The organism is Corallococcus exercitus (assembly GCF_042231735.1).
In the GTDB taxonomy this organism is placed as follows: domain Bacteria; phylum Myxococcota; class Myxococcia; order Myxococcales; family Myxococcaceae; genus Corallococcus; species Corallococcus exercitus_B.
Genome location: NZ_CP102577.1, coordinates 2329948 through 2343276 on the forward strand (window position 1 = coordinate 2329948; position 13329 = coordinate 2343276).

General features: G+C 70.9%; 11 protein-coding genes. 10 read left to right on the plus strand and 1 reads right to left on the minus strand.

Annotated features, from left to right (window positions below; translation table 11 throughout):
- Positions 1–13: 13 nt before the first annotated feature.
- From NR792_RS08710 to NR792_RS08725, 4 genes are all read left to right on the plus strand, one after another.
- Positions 14–499, plus strand: coding sequence for a PH domain-containing protein (locus tag NR792_RS08710; RefSeq protein WP_375759602.1), 486 nt, complete (start codon positions 14–16; stop codon positions 497–499).
- The gene (locus NR792_RS08715; RefSeq protein WP_375759603.1) at positions 489–2015 is read left to right on the plus strand and encodes a PH domain-containing protein; all 1527 of its coding nucleotides are present in this window, start codon (positions 489–491) and stop codon (positions 2013–2015) included. The genes NR792_RS08710 and NR792_RS08715 overlap by 11 nt, the downstream gene beginning before the upstream one ends.
- Before the next feature lie 267 nt (positions 2016–2282).
- Positions 2283–3467: a DUF2380 domain-containing protein gene (locus tag NR792_RS08720; RefSeq protein ID WP_375759604.1), complete on the plus strand. Its 1185-nt coding sequence runs from the start codon at positions 2283–2285 to the stop codon at positions 3465–3467.
- The gene (locus NR792_RS08725; RefSeq protein WP_375759605.1) at positions 3464–3934 is read left to right on the plus strand and encodes an NUDIX hydrolase; all 471 of its coding nucleotides are present in this window, start codon (positions 3464–3466) and stop codon (positions 3932–3934) included. The genes NR792_RS08720 and NR792_RS08725 overlap by 4 nt, the downstream gene beginning before the upstream one ends.
- Before the next feature lie 5 nt (positions 3935–3939).
- Here the strand turns inward: NR792_RS08725 and dhaL are convergent, their stop codons facing one another.
- Positions 3940–5637, minus strand: a complete 1698-nt coding sequence (dhaL, locus tag NR792_RS08730) for a dihydroxyacetone kinase subunit DhaL (RefSeq protein WP_375761591.1) — start codon at positions 5635–5637, stop codon at positions 3940–3942.
- Between the two features lie 292 nt (positions 5638–5929).
- Between dhaL and mxcK the strand changes: the two genes are divergently transcribed.
- From mxcK to NR792_RS08760, 6 genes are all read left to right on the plus strand, one after another.
- On the plus strand, positions 5930–7153 hold the full coding sequence (gene mxcK, locus NR792_RS08735; RefSeq protein ID WP_375759606.1) for a myxochelin export MFS transporter MxcK: 1224 nt from the start codon (positions 5930–5932) through the stop codon (positions 7151–7153).
- A gap of 31 nt (positions 7154–7184) precedes the next feature.
- Positions 7185–8468 carry a myxochelin B biosynthesis transaminase MxcL gene (gene mxcL / locus NR792_RS08740; protein WP_375759607.1) on the plus strand — a complete coding sequence of 428 codons (1284 nt, stop codon included), beginning with the start codon at positions 7185–7187 and terminating at the stop codon, positions 8466–8468.
- Positions 8469–8623: 155 nt separating this feature from the next.
- Positions 8624–9397 (plus strand): 2,3-dihydro-2,3-dihydroxybenzoate dehydrogenase, encoded by a 774-nt coding sequence (locus NR792_RS08745; RefSeq protein WP_375759608.1) that lies wholly within the window; start codon positions 8624–8626, stop codon positions 9395–9397.
- 85 nt (positions 9398–9482) lie between these two features.
- Positions 9483–10772 (plus strand): isochorismate synthase DhbC, encoded by a 1290-nt coding sequence (gene dhbC / locus NR792_RS08750; protein WP_375759609.1) that lies wholly within the window; start codon positions 9483–9485, stop codon positions 10770–10772.
- A complete protein-coding gene (locus NR792_RS08755) occupies positions 10769–12403 on the plus strand; it encodes a (2,3-dihydroxybenzoyl)adenylate synthase (protein ID WP_375759610.1) in 1635 nt (544 codons plus the stop codon). The genes dhbC and NR792_RS08755 overlap by 4 nt, the downstream gene beginning before the upstream one ends.
- A 14-nt stretch (positions 12404–12417) precedes the next feature.
- Positions 12418–13323 (plus strand): isochorismatase family protein, encoded by a 906-nt coding sequence (locus NR792_RS08760; RefSeq protein ID WP_375759611.1) that lies wholly within the window; start codon positions 12418–12420, stop codon positions 13321–13323.
- The last annotated feature ends 6 nt before the right edge of the window (positions 13324–13329 follow it).

The window sequence follows — 13329 nt, forward strand, 5'->3', positions numbered from 1 at the left end:
CGGAGGACCTCCCATGACCGCCCCTCTGCCGACGCTGGAACGCCTTCCTCGCGGAGCGCTCACGTTGTTCCGCATCCGCGCGCTCCTGCGCATGGGCATCTTCGGGGCGATCACGTTCGCCGTGGCGCTGGGCTTGAGCTTCGCGGGCAACGAGCACTGGCCGTTCCTGCTGCCGTGCGCGGTGGTGCTGGGGCTGAGCGTGTTGACGGCATGGTATCCGCAGCGGGCGCACGAGCGCTGGGGCTGGGCGCTGCGCGAGCACGACCTGGTCATCTCCCATGGCGTGCTCCTGCACGAGGTGGTGTCCATCCCGGCGGGGCGCATCCAGCACGTGGACGTCCACCAGGGCCCCATCGAGCGGTCGCTGGGACTGGCGCGCCTGCAGATCTACACGGCCGCGGGCAGCGGCGCGGACGGTGAGATTCCCGGCCTGACGCGCGAGACCGCGGATGCCCTGCGCGAGCGGCTGGTGCGGCGCGAGGCCGACGATGTCGTCTGAGCCGGTGGCGCTGGCCCCTCCGGAGGAGGTCCCGTGGAAGCGGCTGAGCGGGAAGGCTCCGCTCGCGGCGCTGCTGCCCCTGTCGGCCACGATTGGCCGCATGTTCCTGGGCGTGCTCTTGCCCGCGTACTTCGCGGGTGAGTACGGCGTGCCGGTGGTCCTCTGGGTGCTCGTCCTGTGCGTGGCGGTGCTGCTGCTCGCCGCCGGGCTCTATGAAGTGGCTACGACGAGCTACCGCGTGGTGGGCGCCCAGCTGGAGATCCGCTCCGGCATCTTCACGCGCACCTCGCGCTTCATCGAAGCCGCGCGCGTGCAGAACACGGAGGTGGTGCAGCCCTTCGTGTCGAAGCTGCTGGGGCTGGTGGAGGTGAAGGTGGAGACGGCCTCCGGAGGCAAGGCGGACGGCCACCTGCGCGGGCTGACGCCGGAGGATGCGCAGGCGCTGATCCACGCACTTCAGGCGATACGCGGCGAAGGCACGCAGGCGGTGCTCCTGCCCGGCGAGGCCGCGCCGCAGGAGCGCGTGCTCTCCGAGGCCCACCTGGGCGGCCTGCTGCTCTACGGCGCGACCGCCCTGGGCCTGGGCGTGCTCGCGGTGGCGATGGGCGCGATGCATGAGATCGCCGAGACGTTCCACAAGCTGTTGCTGCCGTGGATGGAGGCGCACTGGGAGGCGCTGGCCGCACCGGGCATGGGGTGGCTGGCCGCGACAGTGGCGGCGCTCGCGGGACTGTTCGGCCTGTGGCTGGTGAGTGGCGCGCGGGCGGTGTTGCAGTTCCATGGCTTCCGGCTGGTGGACACGGGCACGCACCTGCGAGCGGTGGGCGGGCTCTTCACGCACCGGCAGGTGACGGTGCGGCGGGCGCGCATCCAGCAGGTGGTGCTGGACGAACCGCTCCTGCGCCGGACGTTGGGTTTCGGTTCAGTGGAGGTGGAGACGGCGGGCGTTCGCACGGGCAGGCAGTCCGAGGACCGGGCGGAGCTGCTGGTGCCGGTGGTGCCCACGGCGCGCATGCCGGAGCTGTTGAAGGAGTTCGTCCCGGAGCTGCCCGACGCCCTGTCCTTCCAGGGTGCGCATCCCAAGGCGCTCCTGCGGGCACGGATCCGCGCGGTGGGCCTGAGCGTGCTGGTGGCCGTGCCCGCGACCTGGTTCTGGGGAGCCTGGGGAGCGGCGGCGTGGCTCCTGCTGCCCGCGCAGCTGCTGGGCGCCTGGTTCGACTGGCGCTTCCAGGGATGGCTGGCCACGGACTCGTTGGTGGTGGTGCGCCAGGGCTTCTGGCGAAGGCGCACGACGGTGGTGCAGCGCTCCCGCATCCAGTCCGTCCGAGCGAGGCAGGGTCCCCTGGAGCGCGGCTACGGCATCGGGCACGTGCGAATCGACGTGGCGGGTTCGTACGTCATCCTGCCCAGCGTGGGCTGGGCAGAGGCCCAGTCGCTCATCGACATGCTCCCAGCGCGACGTCCCGCACGTCGTGCGCCGCCCGCGGCTCTGCCGGATGTACGGCTTCCCGGATAGCAGCTCCTGCTGGCCAGGATGACAATGCACCCAGGTGTCGTGGCGCTGTGCGCGGTCCTGATGGTTTCAGGATGCGCGGGTGTGGAACCGCGGCCCTATCGGAGCGGTGCAGGGGTCCTCCGTCAGGGAACGGCGTTCACGCCCGAGGACGCGCAGGAGCATCGACGGTTCCCGGCCACGAAGGAGAGGTCTCGGCAAACCGGGAACCTGAGCGCCCCGCTGACCCGTCAGGCGATCGACGCGACTCTTGGGGACGTGAAGGGCACGGTGGATGGCATCAAGAGGGCACTTCCAAAGCTCGCGGAGAACACGCGGGGCCTGGGAGGTTCTGACGGCGTCTTCACGCGATACACGGACTACGGCTCCAGCCAGTCGACATGGCTCCGGGGCGCGATTGTTCGCACGACTTCGCTCACGGATGCCGCGAGGACCATCGAGGACCCGGACATGCAGTTGGCGGTCCTCCGGATGACAGGCCCTCGTCTCCAGGCGGCGATGTCCGGTGCGATGCTTCTCGCAACATGGATCGACTTCCTGCGGCTCGCGGAGGTCGTGAGACAGGAGTGTCCCTTCTACGGAGTCGAGCGGCTGTTCGTGGACCTGGACCGGGTGCAGAAGCGGATCGATCCCGCCATGACGGCGCTCGCATCCATGAACCCTGCCGAAGTGGAGGACACGGCGACGGCAATGCCCGAGCTGATGGGTCAACTCACCCGGGAGTTTCAATCCATCCAGGAAGGTGCACGCGTCGCAATGGAGCGTGGCGGGCGGGTCGTCGCTGCGGCCCAGTTCCTCGAAATGGTCACGCTGGTTTCAGCACTGAAGGCGACCCTCCCCAGGCCACCACCGGCCGCCCCCATGACGCTCGGGGTGGGACTCGTGATGGGCACGGGAGGCGTGATGATGGGCTCACGCGTCGTCGTTACCGCGGAGTGGGTCGAGCGGATGCGCGGGCTCGTGCAGGCGGGCGTCATCTCCGCGCCCGTTGTCAGCGCGGCGGTCCGCATCCACGCAGGTCAAGTGCTGATGTCGCAGGCGAAGCAGGACCTGCCCAAGGGCGTGCGCGATGCATTGGGAGACAGTCCCGAGGTTCGCGCCATGCGAGAGACCGGCAGGGCCGGAGCCGGAATGTCCAGCGCACCCAGGCACCACGTCCTCCCGCAGGAACACCGCGAGTGGTTCGAGCAACGCGGGTTCAAGGGCGAGATGGACATCGACCAGTTCTGCGTCCGGCTGGAGCAGTCACACCACGAGGCGATTCACGGCGGCGGCGACTGGCGCCTTGGGCGCACATGGCCCCGTGAGTGGAACCAATGGATCATGCGCCTCCTGAAGACGTCCGAGAGAGAAGCAGGTCGCACGTTGACGCGAAATGAAATCCTGAACACCGTCGCGGAAAACATGCAGTTCTATGGCATTCCGATGCGCTTCACAGCAGGGAGGAACCGATGACTGACGGGCGTGCCTGGCAGGGCAACTGGAAAGCCCGCCTGTACGAGAGAGTCCGTGAGCGTGGCTACGATTCCCTCACCGCCTTTGCTGATGCACGTCCTGCGGTACCACTGGTGGCATTGGCAGAAGAATTAGGCCAGGACGACGTCGCTGGCGTGCAGTTGTTGAGCGGATTGCTCGCCGAGGCGGAGCAGCGCAAGCAGGTCACACGTTTCGTGCGGGATGCACTGGCGCGTCTGCTGTCGCAGAGTCTCCCCAACGGCTGGCCAGCTGTCGTGGACGACGCGACTCGCTTCCAAATCGCCAAGGCCCTCGGCTCATGGTCCGTCTACATTCCTGATGCGTATCAGGAGCGTGCGGATCAGGTCATGGCGACCCTGCGCGCCCAGCCCCCTCCGGCCGGTTGGCGCCCGCTGGGTCCCGACGACGAACTCCTCCTCACGCTCCTGCCCGACCACGAAGCCTGACCGCTTCAGCCCACACGGCCAGCCAGTGCCTTCATCCAGATGACGACCGCCACGGCACCCGCGTCCGGAATCCCCTTCGCGCGCTCGCCCAGGTAGCTGGCCCGGCCCAGTCGCGGCGACATGCCCGCCGTCGCCTCCGCGCCCTGCTCCGCCGCGCGTGTCGCCTCTGTCCATCCCTCCGCCAGCGACCGCCCTTCACGAACGGCGCGCGTGAACGCCACCGCCGCCGGGTGCAGCGCGTCCACCATGGTCCGGTCTCCCGGTCGCGCGCCGCCCAGCTCCGACACCGCTTCGACGCCCACCTCGAACGCCTTCGCCCAGGCCGCCGCGTCCACCGGCATGTTCGCCAGGTAGCGCGCCGCCCGGAGCAACGCCGTCGCATAGAACGGTCCGGAGCTGCCCCCGATGTTCCGGCGCAGCGCCTGCCCCAACTCCGTCAACGCGCCCGCCGGTGTAGCCCACGCCCGCTCCGGCAACGCACGGATGGCCGCCGCGCCTCGCGCCAGGCTCAAACCCAGGTCGCCGTCCCCCGCCTGGCTGTCCAGCTCCGTCAGCCGCGCCTCGGCCGCGTCCCATGCGTCCGCCACCGCCAGCGCCGCCGCGCGCACCTGCGCCATCACCGGCTGCGGCTTCGGATGGCCCTCCACCGTCGGGAGCGCGCCGCGCGCCGCCACCACCTTCCGCTGCAGGACCACCTGCCCACGCCCCGGCCACGCCGGCGCCTCCGTGGGCGCATCCAGCCTCGCGAGCCGCGCGTCATCCACCTTCAACAACGTCAGCGAACACCCCGGCATCTCCAGCGCCGACAGGAACGTGCCCTGCCACGCGCGCTCCACCTTCACGCCCCGCTCCTCCAGGAACGCCAGCGCCCGCCGCGTCACGATGGCCAGCTCCATGGGCGGCGTGCCTCCCAGCCCGTTGACCATCAACGCCACCCGGTCGCCCCGGCCCACCTTCCGGTCCTCCACGATGGCCGACAACAACGTGTCCACCAGCGCGTCCGCGGGCTGCATCGCCACGCGGCGCACGCCCTGCTCACCGTGGATGCCCAGCCCCAGCTCCACCTCGCCCTCCCCCAACGTGAAGCCCGGCCGGCCCGCCGCCGGCACCGTGCACGGCCCCAGCGCCACGCCCATGCTGCCCAGCACCGCCGCCGCCTCCGTCGCCTCGCGCGCCACCTCCGCCAGCGACGCACCCGCCGCCGCCGCGGCCCCCGCCACCTTGTGCACCAGCACCACGCCCGCGATGCCCCGGCGGCGCTCGGGCGCCACCGTGTCCCGCAGCGCCACGTCGTCCGCCACCACCACCACTTCCGTGGGGATCCCCTCCGCCCGCGCCAGCTCCGCCGCGAGCCCGAAGTTGAGCCTGTCGCCCGTGTAGTTCTTCACGATGAGCAGCGCCCCCGCCGTCCCCGCCACCGCGCGGATCGCCGCCAGCACCGCGTCCGCGCTGGGTGACGTGAACACGTCCCCCGCCACCGCCGCGTGCAGCATCCCCGTCCCCACGTAGCCCGCGTGCGCCGGCTCGTGCCCGCTGCCACCGCCCGACAGCACCGCCACCTTCCGCGCCCCCAGCGCCGCCGGCACGTCCGCGCGCACCACCACCGTCTCCCCCTCCAGCAACGCCTGCCCCGGAGCGAGCGCCACGAACCCCTCCAGCATCTCCTGGACCACTGCGCGCGGCGCGTTGACGAGCTTCTTCACCATCGACTCCTGGGCGGAAGGGAACGGGGGACGGAAAACGGTGCTCCGCGCCCACCCTTCCGCCCCGCATCCACCCCGTCAAGCCAGACGAATGCTGCAAGCCCTCCGCCAGACGATTCCGTGACGGAACCCGCTTTCCCATTGACTCCGGGAGTTTTCTGAAGATGATTCTCATTATCATTCGCTGAGCAGCAACAAATCACGGCGGTCCGGCGCGAAGCGTGCCCGGGCCTGGCCGAGCCCTGTCTGGCATTGCCGGGCCGGGTCAGGGCCGACGTGTGTCTGGATTCAGGTGATTGTCTTGAGTGCTCCATCCCCCGCCGCGCGAGAGCGCACGCTGCTGTGGCTCCTCGCGGCGGTGCAGTTCACCCACGTCGTCGACTTCATGATGCTGATGCCGCTGGGCCCGCTGCTGATGCAGCGGCTCTCGCTGTCGGCGACGCGGTTCGGAGCGCTGGTGTCCGCGTACACGCTCGCGTCCGCGGCCATGGGCGTGCTGGGCGTGTTCTGGCTGGACCGGCTGGAGCGCAAGCGCACGCTGCTCATGCTCTACGCGGGGTTCATCGCCTCCACGCTCCTGTGCGGCGCGGCCACCGGGGCCACGGGCCTGCTCATCGCGCGCACCGTGGCCGGCGCCTGCGCGGGGCTGATGGGCGCGGTCGTCATCGCCATCGTCAGCGACGTGGTGCCGGCGGAGCGCCGGGGCCAGGCCATTGGCACCGTGATGACGGCCTACGCGCTGTCCGCCGTGGCGGGCGTGCCGCTGGGCCTGGGGCTCGCGAACCTGGGCGGCTGGCGCTCGCCGTTCATCGTCCTGGCGGGGCTCGCGGGCATCGTGTGGCTGCTGCTCCTGCGCTTCCTTCCGCGCGTGGACGGGCACCTGGCCCAGACGTCCGGCGCCTCGTCCACCGCGGGCTTCACGCCCCGGCTGGCCCTGGGCTGGGGGCTCACCTTCACGGTGGTGTTCGCCAGCTTCCTGCTCATCCCCTACCTGGGCGCCTTCATGGTGGGCAACGTGGGCCTGACGCTCACGGACCTCCCGTGGGTGTACCTGGTGGGCGGCGCGGCCACGTTCGTGAGCTCGCACTGGATTGGCCGGCTGGCGGACCGGCTGGGGCCCGCGCGCGCGCTGGCGCTCCTGCTGGTCGCCACCATGGTGCCGCACCTGCTCTTCACGCACCTGCCGCCGTCCCCGCTGCCGATGGTGACCGTGGTGTTCGTGCTCTTCATGACGCTCACCTCCGGCCGCGCCATCCCCACCATGGCGCTGGTCGCTTCGCAGGTGCCGCCGTCGCTGCGGGGCCGCTACCTCGCGGTCAACATGGCCGCCAGTGACGGCGCCTCCGGACTCGCCGCGTGGATGGGGGGCCTCGTGCTCACCACCGCGCCGGACGGCACGCTCATTGGCTTCGCGCAGCTGGGCTGGCTGGCGGTGGGCATCTCCGCGCTCGCGCTCGGCCTCTTGTGGACCTTCGCGGGCCGCGCCGTGCGGCTGGACGCCACGCCCGCGCCCTGACTCCCTCTTAAACCCCTCACCAGGACCCGCCATGTCCCAGACAGCACCGCGTCATCCGTCCCTGCCCCGCCCCATCGTGGGTGACATCAAGCTGGAGCGCTCCAACCAGCTGCTCGCCGAGGCCCGCAAGTGGGTCCCCGGCGTCACCCAGACGATGATGAAGAAGCCGGACCACTTCGCCCCCGGCGCCTTCCCCGTGTTCCTCGCGAAGGGCCATGGCGCGCTGGTGGAGGACGCGGACGGCCAGGAGTACATCGACTTCATCCAGGCGCTGGGCGCCAACATGCTGGGCCACAACCACCCGGCCGTCGCGGAGACCATCCGCAAGCACCTGGCGGAAGGCATCATCCACTCGCTGCCCACGCCGGTGGAGGTGTCGTCCGTGAAGGCGCTGGTGGAGGTGATTCCGGGCGCGGAGATGGCCCGCTTCTTCAAGACGGGCGCGGACGCGACCTCCGCCGCCGTGCGCCTGTCGCGCCACCTCACCGGCCGCGAGCACATCGTCACCGTGGGCTACAACGGCTGGCACGACCACTTCATGTATGACACCCCGGGCGTGCCCCCGACGGTGGCGAAGCTCACCACCCGGCTGCCCCTCTTCACCCCCCCGGACGAGCCCGCGCTCCTCGAGCACATCGAGAAGCACGGCGCCCAGCTGGCCTGCGTGCTGCTGGCCATCCCGTACAACCGCACCGTCACCCGCGAGTTCCTCCTCCAGGTGAAGCAGGCGTGCGCGAAGCACGGCGTGATGTTCGTCCTGGATGAGGTCGTCACCGGCTTCCGCCTGGCCCTGGGCGGCGCGCAGCAGTACTTCGACGTGCAGGCGGACTTCGTCACCCTGTCCAAGGGCATCGCCGCGGGCATGCCCCTGTCCGCCATCGCGGGCCCGGAGAAGTACCTCTCCCGCCTGAGCGAGCTGCAGGTGTCCACCACCTTCGGCGGCGAGATGCTCTCCCTGGCCGTGTGCGAGGCCGTCATCCACGAGTACCGCCGCACGAACTACATCGAGCACATCGCCAACCTGGGCCGCCGCCTGCGCGACGGCGTCAACGCGCACGCTCGGGAGACGGGCTCCAGCCTGGAGGTCATCGGCTACGACGCCGTGCCCTTCTTCCGCTTCAGCAAGGTCATCCCCGAGCACATCGAGAAGATGATCCCCTTCCAGGCCGGCATGGCCCGCCGGGGCGTCCTCCTCCGCCGCGACCTCAACTTCATCAGCGCCGTGCACACCGTGGAGCAGATCGAGCACACCATCGCCGCCGCCGGCGAGGTGCTCCGCGAGCAGGCCGCGCGCGCCAAGGCCAGCGCCGCCTGAGCCTGAAACATCCGCTCGCCCACCACCGCTGAAGCCAGACACCAGGCGGTTCCGCGTTTGAGCCTTCTTGACAGGAATTCATGACCATGGCACTTCCAGGCCCTGAAAATGAGAATGGTTCTCATTTTCATTCAAACAATCCGGGCGAGCGGGTGATGTCTTCGACGACGGGACACGCGGTGGTGACAGGCGCGGCGCAGGGCATTGGCGCCGCGGTGGCGCGCAAGCTGGCGCGCACGATGCCGGTCGCGGTGTTCGACCAGAACGCCGCCGGGCTGGAGCTGCTGGTGGCGGAGCTGCGCCAGCAGGGCCTGAAGGCCACGGCGTTCCCGGTGGACGTGCGGGACAAGGACGGCGTCGAGGACGCCATCGGGAACATCGAGTCCAAGCTGGGCCCCATCCAGGTGCTGGCCAACGTGGCGGGCATCCTGCGCATGGGCTCGGTGCTCACGCAGAGCGATGCGGACTGGATGTCCACCTTCGCGGTCAACACCCACGGCGTGTTCCATGTCTCGCGCGCGGTGGCGAAGCACATGGTGCCCCGCCGCTCCGGCGTCATCGTGACGGTGGGCTCCAACGCGGCCGGCGTGCCGCGCATGCAGATGGCGGCCTACGCGGCGTCCAAGGCCGCCTCCACCATGTTCACCAAATGCCTGGGGCTGGAGCTGGCCCAGCACGGCATCCGCTGCAACGTCGTGTCCCCCGGCTCCACCGACACCGCCATGCAGCGGGGCATGTGGACGGATGACTCGGGCCGCGAGGCCGTCATCGCGGGCTCGCTGGACACCTTCCGCACGGGCATCCCGCTGCGCCGCATCGCCACGCCGGACGACATCGCGGACGCGGTGGTGTTCCTCGCGTCCGACCAGGCCCGGCACATCACGATGCACGACCTGTGTATCGACGGCGGCGCCACGCTGGGCGTCTAGCGCGCCCGCGACGCCACCCCCTCCCCACCCGCCTTCCCTCCCGGGACGGCCCTCGTTTCCCCCCCAGCATCGCCCCGAGTTGAGAATGATTCCTGATACCAAAATCGTTGGACGGCAGCAGGACGCGCGGACGGTGGACGGCGTGGTGGGCGCGCCGGCCGTGGCGCGGGAGCCGGAGCAGGAGGCGCTGTCGGCGCGGCTCCTGCGCGACTACGACGCGGGCGCGTTCTTCTTCGCGTCCCCCAGGCGCACGATGCTGGCGCGCGGCGTGTTCGCCACGGTGCCGGACGCGGGCGGGACGAACTCGCTGGACGGCCTGCCGGAGCGCGTGGCCGCGGTGCTGACCGCCTCGCGCGAGGCGGCGCACGACATCCCGGTGGCGGTGGGCGCGGTGCCCTTCGACGGCAAGGTGGCGGCGCAGCTGGTGGTGCCCATGACCATCCAGCGCGCGGGGCCCATGGTGTTCGACGGGGCCCATGTCGCGCGGTCGCCGCTGGCCGGGCAGTACACGCTGCGGCCGGTGCCGGAGCCCTCCGCGTACAAGGACGGCGTGGCGGCGGCGCTGAAGCTCATGCAGGAGGGCCCGCTGCGCAAGGTGGTGCTGTCGCGGTCGCTGCACGTGGACACGGCGGCGCCCGTGGACCTGCGGCAGCTGCTGCACAACCTGGCCCGGCGCAACCCGCATGGGTACACCTTCGCGGTGGACCTGCCGCAGCACGCGGACGCGGCCCCCGGCGCGGGACGGCGCACGCTCATCGGCGCGAGCCCGGAGCTGCTGGTGGCGCGCTCGGGCCTCCAGGTCCTGGCGAATCCGCTGGCGGGCTCCGCCGCGCGCAGCCTGGATCCGGTGGAGGACCAGGCGCGGGCCACGCGGCTGATGTCGTCGCCCAAGGACCTGCACGAGCACGCGGTCGTCATCGACGCGGTGGCGGAGGCGCTGCGGCCCTTCTGCAAGACGCTGGACGTGCCGGCCGCCCCGTCGCTCGTGAGCACGCAGACGATGTGGCACCTGTCCAGCCGCATCACCGGCGAGCTGAAGGACCCGTCCATCACGTCGCTGACGCTGGCGCTGGCCATGCACCCCACCCCGGCGGTGTGCGGCCACCCGACGGCGCTGGCGCACACGGCCATCGGGAACATCGAGCCGTTCCACCGCGGCTACTACACGGGCACCGTGGGCTGGTGCGACGCGAACGGCGACGGTCAGTGGGCCGTCACCATCCGCTGCGCGGAGGCCGACGAGCGCACCCTGCGGCTGTTCGCGGGCGCGGGCATCGTCGTGGGCTCCACGCCGGAGGCGGAGCTCGCGGAGACCGAGGCCAAGTTCCGCACCATGCTCCAGGCCATGGGCCTTGGGCTCGAGGTGCAGCCGTGAGCACCGCGCGCGAGCACCTGCCCGGCTGCCCCACCTGGCCGGAGGACTTCGCCCGGCGCTACCGCGAGGCCGGCTACTGGCGGGGAGAGACCTTCGGCCAGTTCCTGCGTGACCGCGCCCGGGACTTCGGGGCGCGCGTGGCGCTGGTGGGCGGCGCGCACCGCTGGACGTACGCGGAATTGGACGCGCGCGTGGACCGCCTGGCCGCGGGCTTCCACGCGCTGGGCATCCGCTCGCGCGACCGCGTGGTGGTGCAGCTGCCCAACGTGCCGGAGTTCTACGAGGTCATCTTCGCGCTGTTCCGCATGGGCGCGCTGCCGGTGTTCGCGCTGCCGGCGCACCGCGCGTCGGAGATCGGCTACTTCTGCGCCTTCACGGAAGCCGTCGCCTACGTCATTCCGGACCGCTTCGGCGGCTTCGACTACCGGGGGCTCGCGGAGCAGGTGAAGGCCGCCACGCCCACGCTCAAGCACGTGCTGGTGCTGGGGGATGCCGGGAGCCACACCGCGCTGATGTCCGTGCCCGCGGAGCCCGTGACGCTGGAGGGACCGTCGCCGTCGGACGTGGCGTTCTTCCAGCTGTCCGGTGGCAGCACCGGCGTGCCCAAGCTCATCCCGCGCACGCACGACGACTACATCTACAGCCTGCGCGCCAGCGTGGACGTGTGCCGGTTCACCCAGGAGACGGTGTACCTGTGCGCGCTGCCCGCGGCGCACAACTTCCCCATGTCCTCGCCCGGCGTGCTGGGCACCTTCTACGCCGGCGGCACGGCGGTGATGGCGCTGAGCCCCAGCCCGGACGTGGCCTTCCCGCTCATCGAGCGCGAGCGTGTCACCGTCACCGCGCTGGTGCCGCCGCTGACCATGGTGTGGCTGGACTCGACGCTGGCGAAGAAGCACGACCTGTCCAGCCTGAAGGTCCTCCAGGTGGGCGGCGCCCGGCTGAGCGACGAGGCCGCGGCGCGCGTGCGCCCCACCCTGGGCTGCGGACTCCAGCAGGTCTTCGGCATGGCCGAGGGCCTGGTGAACTACACGCGCCTGGACGACCCGGAGACGCGCATCGTCACCACGCAGGGCCGCCCCATGTCGGACGCGGACGAACTGCGCGTGGTGGACGACGACGACGTGCCCGTGGCGCCCGGCGAGACGGGGCACCTGCTCACGCGCGGGCCGTACACCATCCGCGGCTACTACAAGGCGGAGTCACACAACGCCAAGGCCTTCACGACGGACGGCTTCTACCGCACGGGCGACCTGGTGCGCCTGACGCCCGAGGGCGACCTCGTGGTGGAGGGCCGCGCGAAGGATCAGATCAACCGGGGCGGCGACAAGGTCGCGGCGGAGGAGGTGGAGAATCATCTTCTCGCGCACCCTTCCGTGAGCGACGCCGCGGTGGTGGCCATCCCGGACAAGTTCCTGGGCGAGCGCACCTGCGCCGTCGTCATCCCTCGCGGCGAGGCCCCCGCCCCCTCCGCGCTCAACGCCTTCCTGCGCCAGCGCGGCCTGGCGTCGTTCAAGATTCCCGACCGCATCGAGTTCGTCGCGGCCTTCCCGCAGACGGGCGTCGGCAAGGTCAGCAAGAAGGCGCTGCGCGACAGCCTGCGCCAGTCCCTCTCCACTCCTTCTCCCTGAAACAGGAGCCCTCCATGGCACTGCCTGCCATTGCCCCCTATTCCATGCCCGGCGCGGCGGAGCTGCCCCGGAACAAGCTTGCCTGGACGCCGGAGCCCAAGCGCTGCGTCCTGCTCATCCACGACATGCAGCGCTACTTCGTGGATGCCTTCACGCAGGGCCAGTCCCCGGTGACGGAGCTGGTGGCCAACATCCAGCGCCTGCGCGAGCACGCGGTGAAGCTGGGCATCCCCGTCGTCTACTCGGCGCAGCCGGGAGACCAGACGCCCGAGCAGCGCGGCCTCCAGCTGGAGTTCTGGGGCCCCGGCGTCCGCGCCGGCCCGAAGCAGCAGATCATCGAAGCGCTCACCCCGGCCGAGGGCGACACCGTCCTCACCAAGTGGCGCTACAGCGCGTTCCGCAACACGCGCCTGATGGACCTGATGCGCGAGCAGGGCCGCGACCAGCTCATCATCTGCGGCATCTACGCGCACATCGGCTGCCTCCAGACGGCCAGCGACGGCTCCATGAGCGAGATCCGTCCCTTCCTCGTCGCGGACGCGGTGGCGGACTTCTCGCTGGAGAAGCACCGGATGGCGTTGGACTACGCCTCGCAGCTCGTGGCGTTCGTCACCACCACGCAGCAGCTCATGGATGCGATGCCGGTGGAGGCGGCCGCTCCGGCGGTGGACCGCGAGCAGCTTCGCGCGGACGTGGCGGAGCTGCTGATGGAGTCCGCGTCGGCGATTGGCGAGGACGACAACCTGCTGGAGCGCGGCATGGACTCCATCCGCCTGATGAGCCTGGTGGAGCGCTGGCGGCAGGGCGGCACGGAGGTGTCCTTCGTGGAGCTCGCGGAGAAGCCCACGCTCACTGACTGGTACGCGCTGCTCGCCGCGAAGCAGCCGGTCGCGCTGGCCCCTGGCGCTCGCGCCTCCTGACCCGCC

Bases quoted from the DNA above. Each gene is read 5' to 3' on its own strand.
- NR792_RS08710 (WP_375759602.1), top strand. From the start codon at position 14: ATGACCGCCCCTCTGCCGACGCTGGAACGCCTTCCTCGCGGAGCGCTC.
- NR792_RS08715 (WP_375759603.1), top strand. From the start codon at position 489: ATGTCGTCTGAGCCGGTGGCGCTGGCCCCTCCGGAGGAGGTCCCGTGG.
- NR792_RS08725 (WP_375759605.1), top strand. From the start codon at position 3,464: ATGACTGACGGGCGTGCCTGGCAGGGCAACTGGAAAGCCCGCCTGTAC.
- mxcL (WP_375759607.1), top strand. From the start codon at position 7,185: ATGTCCCAGACAGCACCGCGTCATCCGTCCCTGCCCCGCCCCATCGTG.
- NR792_RS08745 (WP_375759608.1), top strand. From the start codon at position 8,624: ATGTCTTCGACGACGGGACACGCGGTGGTGACAGGCGCGGCGCAGGGC.
- dhbC (WP_375759609.1), top strand. From the start codon at position 9,483: ATGATTCCTGATACCAAAATCGTTGGACGGCAGCAGGACGCGCGGACG.
- NR792_RS08760 (WP_375759611.1), top strand. From the start codon at position 12,418: ATGGCACTGCCTGCCATTGCCCCCTATTCCATGCCCGGCGCGGCGGAG.